Origin of the sequence: Paenibacillus senegalensis JC66, from assembly GCF_000285515.1 — a bacterium.
GTDB lineage: Bacteria > Bacillota > Bacilli > Paenibacillales > NBRC-103111 > Paenibacillus_L > Paenibacillus_L senegalensis.
This window is the reverse complement of record NZ_HE610957.1, coordinates 1,603,432-1,622,084: the sequence shown is the minus strand read 5'-3', so window position 1 is coordinate 1,622,084 and position 18,653 is coordinate 1,603,432. Positions and strand designations below refer to the sequence as shown.

Genomic DNA, 18,653 nt, shown 5'->3' with positions numbered 1-18,653 from the left:
TTTTAGTAAATCTTTTTTCATTCCCCTTATTTTCCATGGAATGAACTGACAATTAAAGGATAATTAGCTATAATAAGTGTAAGCGCAATCATAAGGACTTCTACCAGATTTCATCCGATTTTAGGAGGCTAAGGAAGTGCACATATTTATAGTGGAAGACGAGCCTAAAATAAGGGATGTGCTTAAGGCTTACTTGGAAAAGGAAGGCTGGCAGGTTGATTTTACGGCGGATGGCCATGAAGCGGTTCGCTGGTTCGATCAAGAGCAGCATGATTTGATACTGCTTGATTTGAAGCTGGCTGGCTTGAGCGGCGAGGAGGTCTGCTGCAAAATCCGTGAGAAATCTAACGTTCCGATCATTATGATTACTTCCAAGAACCGTGAAAACGACACGATCCGCGGATTGAATCTGGGCGCAGACGATTATATCGCCAAGCCGTTTCGCGTGAAGGAGGTCGTGGCGCGGGTAAAAGCGCTGCAGCGCAGGTTAATGGCGGCAGCGCCGGACGATGTACGCCATATTTATTCCTACGATCACGGCCGATTAATCATCAACACGTTAGCGCATTCCGTGCAAGTCGAAGGCAAGCTCGTCAGTTTGACTGCCACGGAATACAAGCTGCTTAGCGTGCTGATGGAGAACGATAAAAAATTTTTAATCGGAGCGAGCTCTCTTATCTCGTTCAAGGCTACCGCTTTGAAGGAGATAGCCGGACTATAGATGCCCATGTCAAAAATTTGCGTAAAAAATTGGAGAGGGAAGGGCACCATCCAAGCTATATCGTAACCCGGGTAGGGCGGGGTTATCAATTTGGCGCCGTATTGGACGAAGAATGATCGGCGCCGTGGTTACGTTTTTTCGCAGGATGAATGTGCTGTTGTTCCTGGCTTTCTTCTGCTTTTCCATCATCTTCATCCTGATATTGATGACTCTGTATAATGTTCATTGGGAGCAAATGTTTAACAAGTACCACACGAATTTGCTAAACAGCAACGTATACAAGCTAATGGATGATATGCGCAGCCAAGGGATTAGCGGGCAACTGAGCATCGAGGAAGAAGAATGGCTGCGCCGACGCGCTAATTTGTACGGCATTCTCGTACAGTATAGTGATCTGGAGCAGCAGCGGATTTTTTTCGATACGATCTCTGAGGCTGAGGGTGTCGATTTGGAAAGGCTTGAGCCGATTCCTTACGTCATTGGCGGCAAGGTGTCCGGACAGGTGACCTCCGCTCATCTGGTAGCGAGGAAAAACTTAAGCCCGGCGATGATCGAGTATCAGGAGACGATGAAAGCCCGCTCCAAGCTCATCTACACAGCTGTGCTGGTCGTTTCTCTGTTGTTCAGCCTGTGGATCGCCAGAATGCTGTCCAGGCATTTAACGGAGCTAGAAGAGCAGACGAATCTGATTCGCATGGGCAAAAGAGAACTGAATTTTGCTGTCAAAGGGCCGGAGGAAGTCAGGAAGCTTGCCTTGACGATGGATGGTATGGTTAAGGAGCTTAAGAAGCAGGAGGATTGGAGACAGCATTTAATGGAGGATTTAACCCATGAGCTGAGAACTCCGCTTACTTCCATGCTGTCGCAGGTCGAAGCTATCCAGGACGGAATCTATCAGCCTGACGAAGAAAGGATGAGCGAGATCTATGAGGAATTGGAGCGATTGTCCCGTCTGATTAACGACATGGAAAGGCTGTCCGAGGCGGAAAGCGCCAAGTTCAGCTTAAATATTCAGCGTACTGATATGGTTAAACTGGTTAGACGCGTATTTGAGAATTTTCAGCCTTTGGCGAGAAACAAAAGCATACAGCTCACCTTCGAGGGCTCCACGGTGCCGTGCTTTTGCGAGGTGGACAGGGATAAAACGATTCAAATAATGTCTAATATCGTCTCCAATGCGATTAAATATAACCAGGCCGGAGGCACCGTTCATTTATCGGTCAGCTGCGGGCCGGACGATACATTTTTGGTCTGTGAGGATACAGGTATAGGCATAAGCGAGGAGGATTTGCCTTACATTTTCAACCGTTTGTACCGGGCGGACAAGTCGCGGTCCCGTTTTAACTCCGGGGTTGGTCTCGGACTAAGCATCGTCAAAGCTCTTGTGGAGGCTCACCACGGCGAGGTCAGTGCGGTGAGCTGTCTCGGCCAGGGCTCTATATTTACCGTACGTATTCCCAGCCGTTACCGCCGTCCGGAGGAGAAAAGGCTGGAAGGGTTCTGAGTCTGGCGTGAATTTCGGATTTGTGCAAAAAAAGTTGTACATAAGGATGTCATCTTAGCTCTCGAAGAGGTAGAATTTATACAGGAACTTATTTGCATACCGCTACACGAACAGGAGGACAACGGAATGGTCGAAACGCCAGGCGTGATCATCGATGCCCGGAAGGTAACCGCTAACATTCAGCAGATGCAGAAACTAGCCCAGGCTAGCGGGATAAAGCTCAGACCCCACGTCAAAACCCACAAGATTCCCAAGCTGGCCGAGCAGCAGCTTGACCATGGCGCGATTGGCATCACCACAGCCAAGGTGGGCGAAGCGGAAGTGATGGCAGAGCACGGTATCCAAAATATTTTCATTGCCTATCCTCTGGTCGGGGAAGGAAAAATAGCTAGGGCTCTCAAGCTGTCCCGGCAAATCGAATTGACCTTGGCAGCAGATAGTCTGGAAGGGGCCGGCCGCATTTCGGAACAGGCCGTCCGCCAGGGGATGTCTATAAATCTGCGGCTGGAAATCGATACCGGATTAAAGCGAACAGGGGTATCCCTGGACGAAGCACTGCCTGTAGCGAAGCAAATAGCTGAGCTGCCGGGGATAGTCTTAAATGGCATCTTCACCTTTAAAGGTGCCGTGCTCGAAGGAAAGTCAACACTTGATCTGCAGGCTGCCGGGCTGGAAGAAGGGCGCATGATGGTCCGGCTGGCCTCCGAAATGAGAGCAGCAGGTCTGACCATTGACGATGTCAGTGTCGGCTCTACACCAACGGCGCTATACGCAGCACAAGTCGAAGGCGTTACGGAAATCCGCCCGGGAACGTATATTTTTCAAGACCGGATGCAGGAACGTCTCGGCGTTTGCCAGGCGGAGCAGTGGGCTGCAGCTGTGCTCGTTACGGTAGTCAGCGTATCCTCTCAAGGAGATTGGGTGGTCATTGACGGCGGCAGCAAGACGTTCGCTACCGATGTCCAGCCTAATCAAGCTCCGTTGGAGCTGAAAGGCTTTGGAACGATTATCGGACATCCGGAGGCGGTATTGGAACGGATGAACGAAGAGCACGGTATGATTCGCTGGACAGGTCCAAATCTGCCTAAGGTTGGAGACACGCTGAAGATTGTACCCAACCATATATGCAGCACGATCAATTTGCATAATTACGTATACATGGATTACGGGGATCATTTGGAACGGGTGGAAGTCTCGGCGCGGGGCAAGGTTCAATAAACTACAACTTCATGTGGGGGTATTTAAATGCTCGATTTGGTCATTCGTAACGGAAGAATTGTGGATGGAACCGGGAATCCGTGGTTCTTCGGAGATATTGGCATCAAAGATGGGCAAATTGTCAACGTTGGCCGAATTGAGGGGGAGAGTGTCCAATCGCTCGATGCTGCAGGTCAGGTGATAAGCCCCGGCTTTATAGACGGGCACTGTCATTCAGACCTGCTTATTCTTGACCAGCCGGACAGTCTGTTCAAGCTCCAGCAGGGAGTAACGACAGAGGTTGTCGGCAATTGCGGATTGGCTCCCGCCCCATTTTTTCCGCAGCAGGCGGAAGCACTCAAAAGCTATGTGCAGCCAGTGCTCGGCTCGACTTCCTGGGCTTGGAGCTGGGAAACAGTCGGACAATATATTCAAAGGCTGGCAGCCTCGCAAATTGCCGAGAATGTTGCCACGTACGTGGCACACGGAGCTTTGCGAATCGCTGTAATGGGCTTTGCGAACCGTCCGGCAACTTCCGGAGAGATAGATACAATGAAGCATTTGCTGGAAGAAGGGATGCAGGCTGGAGCTATCGGTTTATCGATCGGCCTGCTCTATGCCCCGGGAAGCTATACTTCAAGACAGGAGCTGGCTGAGTTGTGCCGTGTTCTGCCGAAGTATGACGGGCTGCTGTCGACCCATATCCGCGGTGAAGGCAACAACCTCATTGCTTCTATTAAAGAGGTAATCTGGATAGCGGAGCAGAGCGGAGTCTCGCTGCACATCAGTCACTTGAAGGCAGCGGGGCGGGCCAACTGGGGCAAGGTAGTTGAAGCAATGGAATTGATCGAGCAGGCGAGAAGCAGGGGAATGGATGTCACCTGCGATGTTTATCCCTATTCGGCAGGCTCCACTTCACTGACAACGATCCTGCCTCCGTGGGTTTTGGAGGGCGGGATTGAAGCCACCCTGCAGCGTCTGGAGGATCTCAAGCTGCGCCAGCAAATCGTTAACGAGCTGCGGGAGGAGCAGCAGGAATGGGACAACCTGGTGTTGTCTACCGGCTGGGATCAAGTTTATGTATCCGCGGCCTCTGCCAAGAATCAGCATCTTGAAGGAAAGCACATTTTACAAATCAGTCAAGATAACAGCCAGGCACCAGAAGAAACGATGATGGACCTGCTCCTGGACGAACAGGGTCAGGTATCGATTGTCTATTTTCATATGGCGGAAACGGATGTTAAAGATGTGATTCAGTATGACAAATCTTTGGTCGCGTCGGACAGTCTCGGGTGTGTGACAGGCAAGCCTCATCCCCGCTCATATGGCACTTTTCCGCGGTTGTTTGCTAAATATGTGCGCGAAGAAAAGGTTTTATCGTTGGAACAGGCTGTCCGCAAGGTGACCTCTTTTCCGGTGCAGCGCTTCAAGCTTGGCCGGCGGGGGCTGATTGTCCCCGGATACGCTGCTGATCTTACTATCTTTGACCCGCATACGATTAACGATAAGGCCACCTATCAAGATCCTGTACAGCATGCTGAGGGATTCTCTTACTTGATTGTTAATGGTGTGATAACGATGGACCATCACAGGCATACAGACGCAAGAGCGGGATCCTTCCTTGCCTGCTGCGGGAATTCGTAACCGAATATCGAAATAGCAAAAGCTAACTGAGCTGGCACCGTGATCTTGCTTCCATCTGCGGATGGGGCTTGGCACGGTATTTTTTTATCCGCAAGCAGCCCCAAAAAAATGTTGAAGCTTAGCCCGACTACTTTTCGGGGACCCTGTATCCTTTTGTCATAGGGCTGTTTCTCTATGGTACAATTGAACAATATATAATTGAGGCTAGGATGCGAGATGGGTATGAGAAAAGGAGATTGGTCTTTAATTGCCGCTGTCGGCGCAGCGGGTGCTTTGGGAGCTTTAGCCCGCTATTTCGCTGGCTTGGGAGCTTCCTGGATATGGGGGGAGCCGCTGCCGTGGGGAACGCTGGTCGTTAATCTTAGCGGCTGCATGTTATTGGGATTTATGACAAACTGGCTCAGCAACCATATTCACTGGCCAGCATGGATTGCACCCGTTCTAGGCACAGGCTTCATCGGCTCGTATACTACCTTTTCCACCCTCAGTGCAGAAATGCTGCTATGGCTGCAGCAGGGCAGGTGGGGAATAGCTATCCTGTATGTTCTGGTGAGTGCGCTAGGCGGATTAGCTGCTATAATTATCGGATGGAATGCAGCTGAACGGCTGTCTTCCCAACGAAGGGAGAGCAAATGATTAATGCTGATCAGCAGCTTGGCTGTTGCTGCCGGGGGATTCTTGGGTGCAATCAGCCGATATACGATAGCTATAGGCATGAGCCGGATTCCGCTGCTATCCTTCCCTTGGGCCACCTTGATCGTCAACGTCGCAGGCTCTTTTTTGATCGGCGGGCTGACCGGTTCCTTATGGATTCATAGTACTGCGGGACTTGCTTTCGGAACAGGCTTTCTTGGAGCGTTTACTACGCTGGCTACATTCAAGCTCGAGGTTTGGAAATTAATATTGGACAAACAGCTGGGCAAAGCTGCAGGCTATGTGGCTATAACTTATATCATCGGTGTCACGGCTGCTTATGCGGGATTTAGGTTAGGGAGTCAATAGGTTAGAGAGTCAATTGGGAGTCTGATGACCGTGAATGAAGAAGCTCTGCAGCTGCAAAGAAGTATACTGAGAAAGGGAGTTACAGCATGGGGAAAATCGGGTTTATAAGGCATGGAGTTACCGCATGGAACCAGGAAGGGCGTGCGCAAGGACAGCATGACGTACCGCTGAATGATGAGGGGATAGCACAAGCCCGAAAGCTGGCGAAGAGGCTGGCCAACGAAGACTGGGAATACATCTATTCCAGTGATTTGCAACGGGCTGCTAAAACTGCAGAGCTTATCGCTCAGGCCAAAGGTATTGAAGTTGTGCTTGATGCTCGTCTAAGAGAGAAATCTCATGGCCGTCTGGATGGTACTACCGTGCAGGAAAGAGTCGACAAGTGGGGAAGCGAATGGCAGAAGCTGGATCATGGTCAGGAGCGTGACGATGAAGTGTGGCAGCGGGCTTCTTCATTTCTGGAGGAGATTGTCAGCAAGCATCCGGAAGATAACGTGCTTATTGTCAGTCATGGAGCCTGGATACGTACAGCGCTCTCCCGTCTAGTTAAGGAAGAGCAAATTACCTACATCGAGAATACCTCTCTTTGTGTGCTGGAGAAGGCTGAATTAAGCTGGAATTGCCTGCTTCTCGCCTGTACGGCGCATTTAAATAGCGAGTCATGAAAAGGCGGTTTTCATATTTTTGCTCTTCAAGCAAAGGCTCGGATTTAAGTCGCATCCTCTTACTCTATACAACAAAAACGGGGTGTCCAGTCATCAGTTTCCACTGACTTCTGGACGCCCCTGCCTGCTGTAGCAGATTTATTTGTTGTACCCCATTACAATGCAGATCCGCCGAACATGAAGCGATATTCCCAATGCTTATTGGCAATACTATCTACGCGGACGCCGCCGGAAGCATTGGAATAAGTATGAAGCATTTTTCCATTCCCTAAATAAATACTTACATGGGTAATCCGTTGGCTCTGTTTGTTAGAAGGATAAGAAGATTTGCTTGTTCCTTTGTAAGACATAAAGAACATTAAATCTCCGCGCTTGAGATTTTTCCAGTTGGTTGTTGTTTTTCCAACCTTTTTAACATAGTCCCCCTGCTTTCGGGAATCAGAAGGCAAGGTGATCCCTGCACCTTCAATAAAGGCGCGTCTGACGAAGTCGGAGCAATCAAAGGTGCGTGTAGAGCTTCGGTTAGATCCGAACTCATAGGGAGTACCTAAATATTTTTGTCCGGCTTTAATGACCCTTTCTACTTTAGTAGAGGCGGATGCATTGCTTTTGCTTCCGCTGCTGCTATTGTTCGAGGAAGAGCCGCTGCTTACTCGGGTTACGTATTTGGACGAGGAGGAGACATATCCGGTACGGCCATTTTTATCCTTAACCTGATACCAGTAGGAGTTTGGCTGACCGATGATCTCCAAGGTTTCGCCGCTTTTGAGAAACCGGATTTGATTGTTGCCGTTTGTCGTTGGCTTTTCTCTAAAATTCACACTGCTGACAACTTTTAATGTTCCCTGCTCGGAAGCGAGCGCTTGAATAGGGACAGAACTAAAACCTATCGATGCAGCTATTACTACAGACAATATACCTTTTGTCATTTTTTTCATGGAATTTTATCCCTCCGTTTAAGAAATTCCTTGTTGGAGTTCTAGTTGTTTTTTAGTAGGTCTGAGAAATGAAACCGAATTAATTGGATGAATTCACCACCTCCGATGCTTGTCTTCCGCTTGCGTAGAAAGCATAACACAGCATTTGTTGGAAAAAGAGTAGAAAATGTTACCAATAAAGGAGTGGTTGGTTCATTTTGGAAATTCCCAAAAAAGGCCTAAAGACTAAAGGGCCAGCAATTTATAGGTAAAAGTACCTAAATTGTATACGCTTTAATCCGTATTCAGGAAAGTTTTATAAGGTTTTTACATTTTTATTATGGGTTGCAGGACTTTGGTCTCAATTTATTAAAAAGAGTATCAAATTGGTTACAAATTTAATTTAATGGAATTTATTAGATGTTTTATTCGGTGAATGGAAGCTTATTGGAGAATGTATAAAGATGGCTTATTGCACAAAAAAACGGAGTTTCTACTATATAAATGCATTTGTCTGAACGACTATTTGCATGCCATCGCCGATAAGGCGTCTATCAGGAGAATCAACAAAGAATAAAAAAAATCCTCAATTGTAACATAGATGTAATATTCCATTCATTTATCTTTAACATCTGTCCTTTACAATGTACTTGACCCCCCTTTTTATGATATATACTTTTCCTTTAGGTCTATAACCCCGTTGGTTATAGACCTCTTTGTTTGCTCTTGCAGTTGGCCGTATGTCCACTATCTAACTGCAGAGCTCGTCTGGCTGTACCGGATCAATCATGTTAAGATGGGAGATAGACTAGGTTAAGAGAAAAGGAGCAATGAAATATGGAGGAAATTAGGCCTCTGCGTCCTGAAGATCTGGACAAAAGCCTTCAGCTATCACAATTTGCTTTTCAATATCGATTATCCGAGAAAGAGTATCAGGAAAGAATTAGTAAAATGAAGCCTGAGCAGCAGTGGGGTTATTTTGTAGATGGAGAATTGGCGGCCAAGATGGCCATTCTGCCCTTTCATACATGGATTCAAGGTGCCAAGCAGGCTATGGGAGGCATTGCGTCCGTATCGACATGGCCTGAATATCGCCGTCAGGGGGCAGTAAAGCAGCTGCTGAGTCATGCACTTCTTACCATGAAGAATAGCGGTCAGCTCGTCTCTTTTCTTCATCCGTTTTCCGTGCCCTTTTACCGCAAGTTTGGCTGGGAGATGTATACCGACTACAAATTGTATGAGGTTAAGTCAACCCAACTGCCTCACCACTTTATAATAGAAGGAACCGTTTCTCGCGGCTGGAATGTAGGCGTCATGAAACAGATTTATGAAGCGTATGCTGCGCAGTATAACGGCATGATGGCAAGAACGGATGAATGGTGGTCAACAAAAGTGGTCGATGAGCAATATCATGCTGTCATCTTCTCCAATTGCGAGCAGCAGCCAGAAGGCTATCTCCTGTATCGGGTAACGGATTTTGTCATGGAGATAAAAGAAATGGTATTCCTGAATGAGAAGGCTCGGCAATCTTTATGGAAATTCATATCCAATCACGATTCCATGATTCATAAGGTGAAATTAAAAGCTCCAGCCGATGACGATTTGCCCTATTGGCTGCCGGATCCGCGCGTAGAGCAGACGACTATCCCTTATTTCATGGCAAGAATTGTGGATGCTCCCGCTTTTTTAAAGGAATACGCTTACGCTCCGCTGCAGAAAGAAACAGAATTCGCAATCCAGCTTACCGACTCATGGGCTCCTTGGAACAACAGCCAATTCACTATCGCGATCAGCGGCGATGGCAGGGCTGTGGTGGAAGAGTCGGATAAGCCGCATCCGCATCCGCATCTTCTGACTTGTGATATCGGCGCTTTAACAACAATGATGCTTGGTTATAAGCGTCCCACAGCCCTATTTAAGGCCGGACAGCTGCAGGCATCTGAGGAGAGCACGGTTAAGCTATGGGAAAGCTTGCTGACTGAGCGAACTACTTATTTATCGGATTATTTCTAATCCGCTCGTATCAGCCAATGCAGGCCAGCTCTTTAGGGAAGGTAGTGAGCACCCGCGCGCCCTCCGGGGCGACCAGCACATCATCTTCGATGCGGACACCGCCTTTGCCCGGCACATAGATTCCCGGTTCTATCGTCAGGACCATGCCGGCGCGCAAGCTTTCTTGATTGGCCCCATGGACAGAGGGATATTCATGAACGTCCAATCCGAGTCCGTGTCCAAGCCGGTGAAGGAATTGCGGTCCGAACCCCTCGGAAGTGATAAACTCACGCGCTGATTGGTCAACAGCCGCCATTACAGCTCCCGGCTTAACGGCGCGGATTGCTCTCTCGTTAGCTTCCCGGACAACTTCATATATGCGCTGCAGTTCCGGTGAGATCTCTCCAATAGCAAAGGTACGGGTGATATCGGAGGCATAGCCGTTATAATAAACACCTAGATCAAACAGCAGAAGGTCTCCGCTTTGGATTCGGTCCGGTCCGGGCCTGCCATGGGGCAGGGCGGAATTTTTACCTGTTAAAACAAGGGTGTCAAAAGCCGGTGCTTGCGCTCCAAGCTTCTTCATTTGATACTCCAGCTCGGCAACGAGCTCCAATTCCGCTGCTCCTATCCGGACCTTCTTTACCCCTTCCTGCAGCACTTGCTCGACCAATTCAATGGAAGAAGTGATTAAGGATAGCTCTTCTTGCGTCTTAATCATGCGCAGCTCGGTAATGCGCGGCTGGATATCGATAACTTCCTGTGGACATAGAGCTGCTTGCAGCTGCTCCATGCGGCGGACGGTCACAGTGTCTTTTTCAATCCCTAATTTTCTTACCGGGACCGCACAGTGCAGCTGAAGCAGTAAGTAAGGATCTTCCGTATCCTGATGAGCATAAACATTAATGGAAGCCGGAGCGGACTCCGCAGCTTGGCGGTCAAGAGCAGGAACGAGCAGAAAAGGCTCTTTGTCCCGCCGAAACACTAAACCAAGAAATCGCTCGTGGGGATTCGAGGCAAAGCCGGTAAAATAGTACACATGTTTCGGATCAGTTATCAACAGGACATCAAGATGCGTTTCTTCCATATAAGTCATAATCGCACGTTGTCTAGCGGATAGGCTCAAGCAGACTCACTCCTTAAGAATTATCGTTTGCAGCTGGGTAGTAAATAATAACACTATTATAATGGAAAACCACTGGAGGTGGGCGGAAAAACTATGGCGGTTGAAACCGTAGTAGAGCTTAAACAAGTATCCAAGACGATTAATGGCAAGCCGATTATTCAAGACTTGTCGTTCTCCGTGAAAAGGGGCGAGGTATACGGATTTCTTGGCCCGAATGGCTCGGGGAAAACGACGACCATACGAATGATGGTCGGATTGATGTCTATAACCAAAGGCGAAATCTATATATCCGGGCACAGCATCCGTCATGAACGCAGCAAGGCGTTGAGCCACGTTGGGGCGATAGTGGAGAATCCGGAGCTTTACGGCTATATGAGCGGGATGAAAAACCTGCTGCATTTTGCCAGAATGAGCAGCACTGAGGTTACGAGAGAGCGGATCATGGAAATGGTTCGCCTGGTGGAGCTGGAAGATGCTATTTATGACAAGGTGAAAACTTATTCTCTCGGCATGAAGCAGAGGCTGGGAATTGCGCAGGCTTTGCTGCACCGGCCCTCGATTTTACTGCTTGATGAGCCTACCAATGGTCTCGATCCAAGCGGCATTCGCCAGCTGAGGGATTATCTCCGTGAGTTGGCCAGAAGTGAAAATATTGCGATTGTTGTATCCAGCCATCTGCTTTCCGAGGTTGAACTGCTGTGTGATCGTGTGGTCATCATCAAAGACGGAAGATTTGTGGATGAGCGCAACCTGAGGGGGGACGAGCAGGCGTCGCTTCAGACTCACCCCGTTCTATTTGAGACCGACCAGGTGGAGAAAACCGAGGAAATTCTCCGTTCTCATGGTGCCGTACAACGGACAGAGCAGGGCTACGTCACGGTACAAGCGGCCAAGGACCAAATTCCCGAACTGGTGAATGTATTGGCTGCCCAAGGTATCCGTATATATCAGATTAAGACGCTATCGCCGAATCTGGAGGATCTCTTCCTCTCGTTAACGAAGGAGGAGAAGTGAAATGACCCTGTTTTCTTTAATGGCCAATGAAATTATGAAAATAAACAGCAAGCGGCAGAGCTGGAATTTCTTCGTTTTTTTGTTTGTGGCTGTGCTCGCGATCGGCTTGACTGTAGCTCTGTTTATTACTCAGCTGGCAGAAAGCATTGGATATCGGAGCTTCACCGGCTTTATGATTACTGGACTGGAGTTTTTTATTCTGATTTTCGCCGTTGTCATTGGCGCCCAAATTTTTACAGATGAATATAAGGATGGCACCATCAAGCAGCTGTTGATTCGCCCGGCCAGCCGTTCGGCTGTTTTGCTGTCCAAATACTTGACTATCCTGCTGATGATGCTGCTGGCATACGCAGTTTTAATCGTTTCGGCAATTGTTATCGGCCTGGTACTGTTTGGCAATAATCCGAGCGATGCGCTGTCATTGGGCCAGCTGTTAAAGTCAGTGCTGTACAGCTTGCCGGGAACTATCTTCATTATGACGGTATCCTTCTTTTTGGGAGTCGTGATCAAGAGCCTTGGGCTGGCGATTAGTATTGCAGTTGTGGCTAATTTTGGAGGAACGTTAATCACTTCTTTCCTGGGACGTTACAGCTGGTCGAAATATATCGTGTTTGCCAACCTGAACATGAGTGTATATGACAAGGATCCGGCAGTGAGCGGCGGCGGCTCGCCCTTTATGCCGGGAATGACCTTTGGTTTCTCGCTCACCGTTGTTCTCCTCTACATCCTCGCCTTGTATCTGCTGGCCAACCTGATCTTTGCCAAGCGAGACATTCAATGATTCGATTCCAAAAGACGCTGTCCTTCAGCGTCTTTTGCTATGAGGACAGACCACAGCGCTTGTTCCTGCTCTGCAGGGTCCAGTCCCACCATTGACCAAAGCACAGCTATTCCCCCGCCTTAGGTCCAGGTCGTAAAACCGCCGAGAGTCCGTTTTGGGGCATAAGAAAATGTTCTAGAATAAAGACATAAGGAAACAGCAGTAACATCCCCCACAAAGCGGAGGGCAAAAGTCTTCCAACAAAGCTGCTTCGCAAGGGGCAAATGCTTAGAAGCTTCGATGCTTACTTACTCAGGTACTGTGCGGGGAGCAACGAAAGCTCATCATACTTAGTTTGCATAAAGAAAGGCGGTGATGAGATGAAACTGAATGGAACCAGCGGATTTGCCCTGCTGCTGATTGGATGCGGCGCCTTAATCGTAATGAACATCTTGGGAGTCTCCTTAGGCGGACTGATGGGTTACTTAATTCCTATAGCGATGATTGGATTGGGCTATGTAGGTTTTCAGAATGGCAAGAAGCTGCTGGGAGGCGTGATCTTCCTGCTGGGAGCTATGCTTCTAATCGGCAAGCTGACTTGGATTATTGGACTGATCGTAGCGGTGGCAATGATTGCTTACGGAGTATCCATGATCAGCAAAATGAACAGCCGCCCTTACTAACCAGGGCTTAAAGACCGGGAGCAATTGAATTAGGTAAAGGAGGAAGTACTATGAGCATATTAAGGCGAATGCGGGATATTACCGTCGCTACTCTGAATGATAAACTTGAAAGCTGCGAAGACCCGGTGCGGCTGATCGATCAGTATTTGGCTGAGCGCAAGAGACAGATTGAAGATGCTGAAAGATTGTATGCAGAATGTGCCAGACACGCCGAATCGCTGAGAAGACAATATCGTACGGCTGAAGAGCTTAGAGATAAAAGAGAGCAGCAAGCTATGTTGGCCATCAAGGCCGGGGAGGAAGAAGTGGCCCGTATAGCTCTGCAGGATAAAATGCAGCATGAGGAGACCTATGCAAGGTATGCCGAGCTGTACGATGAAGCATTGGAGCCGCTCGCCGAGCTGGAGCTTCAGCTCAAGGAACTGCGTTCCGAAGTTCAGGAAGTTGCAGCTAAGCGGAGTTACTATCAAGCGAGAATGGAGTCGGCTAGGCTTCAGCAAATACTGAACGAGAGAGCGAACCGTTCGGAATACGGTTCGACAGCAAGAATGTTCAGCCGGCTTGAAGACCGGGTGTCAGATATGGAATCCATGTCACGCACACTTAGAGATGTTCGCCATATCACCCGCGAATCTATGTATGGCGCAGCAAGAAGCTCGAACAGCGCACTGGAAAGAGAATTGGAATTGTTGAAGAAGAAACTGCAGGAGGAGGGAGGGGGCGACTGATGAAGAAGCTTTACCGGTCGCGTAGAGACAGTAAACTATTCGGAATATGCGGCGGACTAGCGGAAATGTTCAACGTCGATGCCACCCTGCTTCGTCTGATCGTTGTAGTCACCGCCGTCCTTTCTAGCGGAACCTTGATTCTCGTGTACTTTATCGCCGCGATGATTATTCCGCTGGAGCCCAAGTTTCAAGAACCATATGACTATTATGAGGACAGGGAGCCTTATCGTTCCAGACCTTATGAAAGATATGAGCGCTATACGAATCCGCGGTCCGAGCACCGGCGGAATCGGGAACGCCCGCAGGAGCCGGATAAGGATGAACTGGATGAAATGATGAAAGACATCGAGAAGAAGGCTATGCAAAAAGAAATTGAAGAACTGAAGGCCAAACTGGCCAAATATGAGAAGGGAGATGTGTAAAGATGGGTGTATTTTCTAGAATTAAAGATATGACAAAAGCTTCGATCAACGAAATGCTGGACAAGGTTGAAGACCCGATTGTAATGCTTAACCAATATTTGAGGGACATGGAGGAAGAGATCGCACAGGCTGAAGTAACGGTGGCCAAGCAAATTGCCAACGAGCGCAAGCTGCTGCAGCGAACAGAGGAAGCCCGCAGATACAGTGCAGATCGTGAAAAACAAGCGGCGGAGGCACTGAAAAACGGCCATGAAGCAATTGCCCGTCAAGCTTTGGAAGAAAAGCTGTACTACGATCAAAAGATCACAGAGTATGAAGAAATGCACTTTCAATCCAAGAGTCAAGCTGACGAGCTGATGGGTCAGCTGCACGAAATGAAGGATGAGTTCTACAAAATGCGCAACAAGCGCAACGAGCTCGTATCCCGTGCGCAATTGGCCAAGGCTAAAAAGCAGATGTCCCAGGTGGTCTATAACGGCAGCCTCAATGGAGGCCAAGCGTCCCGCGGCTTCCACCGCATGGAAGAAAAAATTATGCAAATGGAAGTAGAGGCTGAAGTTAGCCGCAAGCCGTACATTCCGGGAGGTGCCGTTGGCAGCAGCTCTTATGGCAGCAGCAGCTATGGGACTTACGGAGCGCCTGTCGATTATGCAAAGCAGCAGCAGGTAGACGAGCAAATGCAAAGACTGAAAGAGAAAATGGGATTGTCCAGCCCTGTGGAGACAGCTCCCCAGACTGAGAATAACGATGATGAGACAAAATAGTATTGACTGACTTATCCATTGTGATATGCTATGGAAGGAAAAAGCCATTGGGCTGCGGGGGCCGCCCAAATGGCTTTTCTCCCTATTGATTAATTTTTCAAAGACGGCTGAGGGAGGTGCGACTGAAAATGGATAGCCAGAGCAATAACCGCAATCGAAACACCTATTTGCTCCTTATTGGAGCGGGTGTGTTTTTGCTAATTCAGCATTTGTTCGGGTTTCAAGCTATCGTCGCCCTGATTCTCATCGCTATTGGGATCTATTACCTTCAGTCGCAAAATAAAAAACGCGGCTATATTTTGCTGGCTGCGGGTCTCTTGTTTATAATAGGAGATTCATTAGCCATCCTTGTGGCGCTAGTGTTTATCTCGCTTGGATTATTTTATTTAAAGTCGACACAGCAGCACAAGGATTCCGATTTTATTAAAAAGCAAAGTTTTATGGAGAGCATTAAATACGACCAGGGGCCCTGGGAGCTGAAAAACACAAGTATTTGGTTTCTGGTAGGAGAAGTTAATATGGATGTGTCTCTGGCGATATTTGATGGCAGCGATATCACCCTGGCTTTGCAGGGAATTGTAGGAGATGTGGAACTGATCATTCCGGAAGACGTAGGAGTAATATTGGAGAGCTCCGTTATGGTCGGCTTGATTCAACTCCCTTACCGTAAGGAAGAAGGGGTGCTGAATAAAGTTGAATGGGTATCTCCGAATTACGACACCGCCGAACAGCGCATAAAAATAGAGCTTTCCTATATTGTAGCTGACGTGAAAATAAAAATGATCTGATCAGTCACCATACCAGGTGAGTGATTATTAACTATAATTAGACAACGGATAAGGGGGTGGAGACATGAAAAGCCGACTGACCAATATGGTATGGAGAACAATGGGGGAGTCGATTTTATACAGTCTCCTCCTTCTCGCTGTTGTGCTTTACGTGTTGTATACATACGGCTATATCAGCGCTCCTAAGTCGTGGAAGGAAATGCTTGTGATCGGCTTTGTGCTGATCGCCGCGGTTATGGTAATCGGAGGCGGATTCGGGTATTTTCTCGCCAGCCGCATCAGCTCCAGGATCGAGCAGCTGAAGGAAGTGATGATGCTGTTTGAAAAAGGAAACTTATCCCGCAAAGTGCCGCCGCTCGGAGAAGATGAGATTGGCAGGCTGGGAGAGCAGCTTAATCGGGTAAGTGAAAAATGGGAGGAGCAGGTCTCTTCTCTGCAAAGGCTGTCTAATGACAACGCCCAATTAGCGGAAAAGGCAAGATATTCGGCCGTCATAGAGGAAAGGCAACGGCTGGCTAGAGATTTGCACGATGCTGTCAGCCAGCAGCTGTTTGCGATTTCGATGACGGCTACGGCAGTTGGGCGAATTCTGGAACGGGACTTCGAGAAGGCAAAGCGGCAGATTTATTTGATTGAGGAAATGTCATCGGTAGCCCAGTCTGAAATGCGGGCTCTTCTGCTTCACTTGAGACCGGTTCATCTGGAAGGGAAAAATTTGGCGCAAGGTCTGGTTGAGCTGCTGGTTGAGCTGCAGGCCAAAACGCCTATCGAGATTGCTTGGGAGATGGACGAACAGATACAATTGCCCAAAGGAATCGAGGACCATCTGTTTCGTATTGTGCAAGAAGCACTTTCCAATACGCTCCGCCACTCCAAAGCAACACGCATGGAGGTTAAGCTCGTGAAGCCTCCGGAAGGAATCCGCTTATCGATCCGGGATAATGGGGTCGGATTTTTGCTTGATGATAAGAAAATGGCTTCCTACGGACTCGTTTCCATGAAAGAGAGGGTAAGCGAGATTGGAGGCTCCATTCAAATTATTACGGCTCCCGATAAAGGAACCCGAATTGAGATCAGGGTGCCGATCGTACAGGAGAAAGGAGAGAAGAAAGACGATGGAGCAACCCATTAAAGTACTGCTGGTAGATGATCATGAGATGGTCCGCATTGGCTTAGCTGCCGTGCTGGGTACAGAAGACGGCATTGAGGTGGTGGGAGAGGCAAATAATGGCGCTGAAGGAATCCGGCTTGCACAGGAGTACAAACCGGACATCGTACTGATGGATCTCGTCATGGAGGGGATGGACGGAATTGAAACAACGCGGAAATTACTGCAGCTTTATCCCGATTGCAAGGTTATTGTCTTAACCAGCTATTTGGATGATGCGAAGATTTACCCGGTCCTGGAGGCAGGAGCTTTCAGCTATTTGCTGAAAACATCCAGAGCCTCGGAAATTGCCCAGGCCATTCGAGCTGCTGCGAAGGGCCAGCCGATCCTCGAATCGCAGGTGGCTTCTAAAATTATGAATCGATTCCGCCAGCCGAAGGAGGAGCAGGCTCCCCATCATGACCTGACGGAAAGAGAGATGGAAGTGCTGCGTTTGATTGCCCGAGGCAAGTCCAATCAAGAAGTTGCGGATGAGCTGTTCATCGGAATTAAGACAGTCAAATTCCATGTCACTAATATTTTGGCCAAGCTGGGTGTGGACGATCGCACGCAGGCAGCTATTTATGCCTACAAACAAGGCTTAGCGGAATAAGGGTCCAAGCCGCCCATTCCGGTTGCCGGAAGTGGAAATAAGCGCGAGTATTTGAAGAAATGGGAAGGATGTCTTTATGAACTGGATGGAGAAGGCGGGAATAGCGGCCATTATTATTGTTATTTGCTTGCCTTTCTTATGGCTGATGAAGAAAAAATACTACAAGTAAGCAAGTATCCCTCCTGAAAACGACCTGCTTGTCTAGCGGAAAGCACCAAACTTTGACTTCGGATATGAACCAAGGCCCAATAACCTTGCAAATGCTTTAGACGCTTCACGGAAATGCGGCCAAGATTCAACAGGTGTACGAAGGAAAGAGGCTCTGGTCTAGAGCTAAAGCTTTTCCTGATGCGTAAGCTGTATGAACGGTTAGTATAATGCAGCGAGAAGCAGGTGAAGCTATGATCCGATTAGGAACCCGCAAGGACAATCGGTTTATTTACAAGATGGTTGTTCAAGAACTGCTGCCCTATGCCATTCAGGTCCGACCCGAAACAAGCGTATCCCGCGCGGAAATCGAACGCCGATTGACTAAAATGGAGGTTTGGATTGCCTGCCGCCACCCAAACGGTAAGCCTGCAGGTTTCCTTAGCTTTCAGAAGCACGGCGGGCAAATTAAAATCGACATGCTGGCTGTAAGCCGCAATTATCAAAGCCGCGGCTATGGAGAGGATTTGATGAAAGCACTCGAAAGATTTGCAGAGAACCATAAGGCCGATACGATATCTCTGTATGTGGATGAGATAAATGAAGGTGCTATCCGTTTCTACACTCGTCTAGGTTATACGGTATCCGCCTATTTTCCCGACTTGAAGTGTTATTCTCTAAGCAAAAAGCTATAGCTCCAGCCCCAGAAATAAATTCTCCGTGTGATGCTGGAACAAAGGGAGCGCCCCGCAGAAAACCAGAAAAACCGGAACAACTCTTGGCTCCACAAGGCTATCCCGGTCTCTCCCGCAAATTCTC

General features: G+C 48.4%; 21 protein-coding genes. 19 read left to right on the top strand and 2 right to left on the bottom strand.

Features of this window, described 5'->3' with window-relative positions; genetic code table 11:
• Window positions 1-136 precede the first annotated feature (136 nt).
• The 8 genes from PSHG_RS26885 to PSHG_RS07660 all read left to right on the top strand — a co-directional run bounded on the left by PSHG_RS26885 (window position 137) and on the right by PSHG_RS07660 (window position 6,733).
• On the top strand, window positions 137-721 hold the full coding sequence (locus PSHG_RS26885; RefSeq protein ID WP_010271539.1) for a response regulator transcription factor: 585 nt from the start codon (window positions 137-139) through the stop codon (window positions 719-721).
• Entirely contained in the window at window positions 652-837 is a 186-nt protein-coding gene (locus PSHG_RS31410; protein WP_081505074.1) for a winged helix-turn-helix domain-containing protein, read from the top strand. The genes PSHG_RS26885 and PSHG_RS31410 overlap by 70 nt, the downstream gene beginning before the upstream one ends.
• 8 nt (window positions 838-845) lie before the next feature.
• Entirely contained in the window at window positions 846-2,225 is a 1,380-nt protein-coding gene (locus PSHG_RS07685) for a sensor histidine kinase (protein WP_235782016.1), read from the top strand.
• A gap of 126 nt (window positions 2,226-2,351) precedes the next feature.
• Window positions 2,352-3,443: an alanine racemase gene (locus PSHG_RS07680; protein WP_010271534.1), complete on the top strand. Its 1,092-nt coding sequence runs from the start codon at window positions 2,352-2,354 to the stop codon at window positions 3,441-3,443.
• Between the two features lie 27 nt (window positions 3,444-3,470).
• Window positions 3,471-5,066 carry an N-acyl-D-amino-acid deacylase family protein gene (locus PSHG_RS07675; RefSeq protein WP_010271531.1) on the top strand — a complete coding sequence of 532 codons (1,596 nt, stop codon included), beginning with the start codon at window positions 3,471-3,473 and terminating at the stop codon, window positions 5,064-5,066.
• 222 nt (window positions 5,067-5,288) lie between these two features.
• Window positions 5,289-5,702, top strand: coding sequence for a fluoride efflux transporter CrcB (crcB, locus tag PSHG_RS07670; protein WP_010271529.1), 414 nt, complete (start codon window positions 5,289-5,291; stop codon window positions 5,700-5,702).
• Window positions 5,703-5,705: 3 nt separating this feature from the next.
• Entirely contained in the window at window positions 5,706-6,068 is a 363-nt protein-coding gene (locus tag PSHG_RS07665) for a fluoride efflux transporter FluC (protein WP_010271528.1), read from the top strand.
• A gap of 86 nt (window positions 6,069-6,154) precedes the next feature.
• Window positions 6,155-6,733, top strand: a complete 579-nt coding sequence (locus tag PSHG_RS07660) for a histidine phosphatase family protein (protein ID WP_010271526.1) — start codon at window positions 6,155-6,157, stop codon at window positions 6,731-6,733.
• A 155-nt stretch (window positions 6,734-6,888) separates the two neighbouring features.
• Here the strand turns inward: PSHG_RS07660 and PSHG_RS07655 are convergent, their stop codons facing one another.
• Entirely contained in the window at window positions 6,889-7,671 is a 783-nt protein-coding gene (locus PSHG_RS07655) for a C40 family peptidase (RefSeq protein ID WP_010271524.1), read from the bottom strand.
• 816 nt (window positions 7,672-8,487) lie between these two features.
• Here PSHG_RS07655 and PSHG_RS07650 point away from each other — a divergent pair.
• Window positions 8,488-9,663: a GNAT family N-acetyltransferase gene (locus tag PSHG_RS07650; protein ID WP_010271522.1), complete on the top strand. Its 1,176-nt coding sequence runs from the start codon at window positions 8,488-8,490 to the stop codon at window positions 9,661-9,663.
• 10 nt (window positions 9,664-9,673) lie between these two features.
• On the opposite strand, the gene PSHG_RS07645 is transcribed toward PSHG_RS07650, so the two are convergent.
• Window positions 9,674-10,738 (bottom strand): M24 family metallopeptidase, encoded by a 1,065-nt coding sequence (locus PSHG_RS07645; RefSeq protein WP_042121559.1) that lies wholly within the window; start codon window positions 10,736-10,738, stop codon window positions 9,674-9,676.
• Between the two features lie 123 nt (window positions 10,739-10,861).
• On the opposite strand from PSHG_RS07645, the gene PSHG_RS07640 reads away from it, so the two are divergent.
• The 10 genes from PSHG_RS07640 to PSHG_RS29240 all read left to right on the top strand — a co-directional run bounded on the left by PSHG_RS07640 (window position 10,862) and on the right by PSHG_RS29240 (window position 18,529).
• Window positions 10,862-11,782, top strand: a complete 921-nt coding sequence (locus PSHG_RS07640) for an ABC transporter ATP-binding protein (RefSeq protein WP_010271517.1) — start codon at window positions 10,862-10,864, stop codon at window positions 11,780-11,782.
• Between the two features lies 1 nt (window position 11,783).
• Entirely contained in the window at window positions 11,784-12,563 is a 780-nt protein-coding gene (locus PSHG_RS07635; protein ID WP_010271516.1) for an ABC transporter permease, read from the top strand.
• A gap of 359 nt (window positions 12,564-12,922) precedes the next feature.
• Window positions 12,923-13,225 carry a LiaF transmembrane domain-containing protein gene (locus PSHG_RS07625; protein WP_010271514.1) on the top strand — a complete coding sequence of 101 codons (303 nt, stop codon included), beginning with the start codon at window positions 12,923-12,925 and terminating at the stop codon, window positions 13,223-13,225.
• A 50-nt stretch (window positions 13,226-13,275) separates the two neighbouring features.
• Window positions 13,276-13,953 (top strand): PspA/IM30 family protein, encoded by a 678-nt coding sequence (locus PSHG_RS07620; RefSeq protein ID WP_010271513.1) that lies wholly within the window; start codon window positions 13,276-13,278, stop codon window positions 13,951-13,953.
• Window positions 13,953-14,375, top strand: coding sequence for a PspC domain-containing protein (locus tag PSHG_RS07615; RefSeq protein ID WP_010271511.1), 423 nt, complete (start codon window positions 13,953-13,955; stop codon window positions 14,373-14,375). Before PSHG_RS07620 ends, PSHG_RS07615 begins: the two co-directional genes overlap by 1 nt.
• A gap of 2 nt (window positions 14,376-14,377) precedes the next feature.
• Window positions 14,378-15,139: a PspA/IM30 family protein gene (locus PSHG_RS07610; RefSeq protein WP_010271509.1), complete on the top strand. Its 762-nt coding sequence runs from the start codon at window positions 14,378-14,380 to the stop codon at window positions 15,137-15,139.
• 128 nt (window positions 15,140-15,267) lie between these two features.
• Window positions 15,268-15,927, top strand: a complete 660-nt coding sequence (liaF, locus tag PSHG_RS07605; RefSeq protein ID WP_010271507.1) for a cell wall-active antibiotics response protein LiaF — start codon at window positions 15,268-15,270, stop codon at window positions 15,925-15,927.
• A 64-nt stretch (window positions 15,928-15,991) separates the two neighbouring features.
• Window positions 15,992-17,059, top strand: a complete 1,068-nt coding sequence (locus tag PSHG_RS07600) for a sensor histidine kinase (protein ID WP_010271503.1) — start codon at window positions 15,992-15,994, stop codon at window positions 17,057-17,059.
• Entirely contained in the window at window positions 17,043-17,687 is a 645-nt protein-coding gene (locus PSHG_RS07595; RefSeq protein WP_010271500.1) for a response regulator transcription factor, read from the top strand. Before PSHG_RS07600 ends, PSHG_RS07595 begins: the two co-directional genes overlap by 17 nt.
• Window positions 17,688-18,088: 401 nt before the next feature.
• A complete protein-coding gene (locus PSHG_RS29240; protein ID WP_010271496.1) occupies window positions 18,089-18,529 on the top strand; it encodes a GNAT family N-acetyltransferase in 441 nt (146 codons plus the stop codon).
• Window positions 18,530-18,653 lie beyond the last annotated feature (124 nt).

What these genes read in the sequence shown, in the direction of transcription:
- PSHG_RS07680 (WP_010271534.1), top strand. Translation starts at nt 2,352, where the DNA reads ATGGTCGAAACGCCAGGCGTGATCATCGATGCCCGGAAGGTAACCGCT.
- PSHG_RS07675 (WP_010271531.1), top strand. Translation starts at nt 3,471, where the DNA reads ATGCTCGATTTGGTCATTCGTAACGGAAGAATTGTGGATGGAACCGGG.
- crcB (WP_010271529.1), top strand. Translation starts at nt 5,289, where the DNA reads ATGAGAAAAGGAGATTGGTCTTTAATTGCCGCTGTCGGCGCAGCGGGT.
- PSHG_RS07665 (WP_010271528.1), top strand. Translation starts at nt 5,706, where the DNA reads ATGCTGATCAGCAGCTTGGCTGTTGCTGCCGGGGGATTCTTGGGTGCA.
- PSHG_RS07660 (WP_010271526.1), top strand. Translation starts at nt 6,155, where the DNA reads ATGGGGAAAATCGGGTTTATAAGGCATGGAGTTACCGCATGGAACCAG.
- PSHG_RS07655 (WP_010271524.1), bottom strand. Translation starts at nt 7,671, where the DNA reads ATGAAAAAAATGACAAAAGGTATATTGTCTGTAGTAATAGCTGCATCG.
- PSHG_RS07650 (WP_010271522.1), top strand. Translation starts at nt 8,488, where the DNA reads ATGGAGGAAATTAGGCCTCTGCGTCCTGAAGATCTGGACAAAAGCCTT.
- PSHG_RS07645 (WP_042121559.1), bottom strand. Translation starts at nt 10,738, where the DNA reads ATGACTTATATGGAAGAAACGCATCTTGATGTCCTGTTGATAACTGAT.
- PSHG_RS07640 (WP_010271517.1), top strand. Translation starts at nt 10,862, where the DNA reads ATGGCGGTTGAAACCGTAGTAGAGCTTAAACAAGTATCCAAGACGATT.
- PSHG_RS07635 (WP_010271516.1), top strand. Translation starts at nt 11,784, where the DNA reads ATGACCCTGTTTTCTTTAATGGCCAATGAAATTATGAAAATAAACAGC.
- PSHG_RS07625 (WP_010271514.1), top strand. Translation starts at nt 12,923, where the DNA reads ATGAAACTGAATGGAACCAGCGGATTTGCCCTGCTGCTGATTGGATGC.
- PSHG_RS07620 (WP_010271513.1), top strand. Translation starts at nt 13,276, where the DNA reads ATGAGCATATTAAGGCGAATGCGGGATATTACCGTCGCTACTCTGAAT.
- PSHG_RS07615 (WP_010271511.1), top strand. Translation starts at nt 13,953, where the DNA reads ATGAAGAAGCTTTACCGGTCGCGTAGAGACAGTAAACTATTCGGAATA.
- PSHG_RS07610 (WP_010271509.1), top strand. Translation starts at nt 14,378, where the DNA reads ATGGGTGTATTTTCTAGAATTAAAGATATGACAAAAGCTTCGATCAAC.
- liaF (WP_010271507.1), top strand. Translation starts at nt 15,268, where the DNA reads ATGGATAGCCAGAGCAATAACCGCAATCGAAACACCTATTTGCTCCTT.
- PSHG_RS07600 (WP_010271503.1), top strand. Translation starts at nt 15,992, where the DNA reads ATGAAAAGCCGACTGACCAATATGGTATGGAGAACAATGGGGGAGTCG.
- PSHG_RS07595 (WP_010271500.1), top strand. Translation starts at nt 17,043, where the DNA reads ATGGAGCAACCCATTAAAGTACTGCTGGTAGATGATCATGAGATGGTC.
- PSHG_RS29240 (WP_010271496.1), top strand. Translation starts at nt 18,089, where the DNA reads ATGATCCGATTAGGAACCCGCAAGGACAATCGGTTTATTTACAAGATG.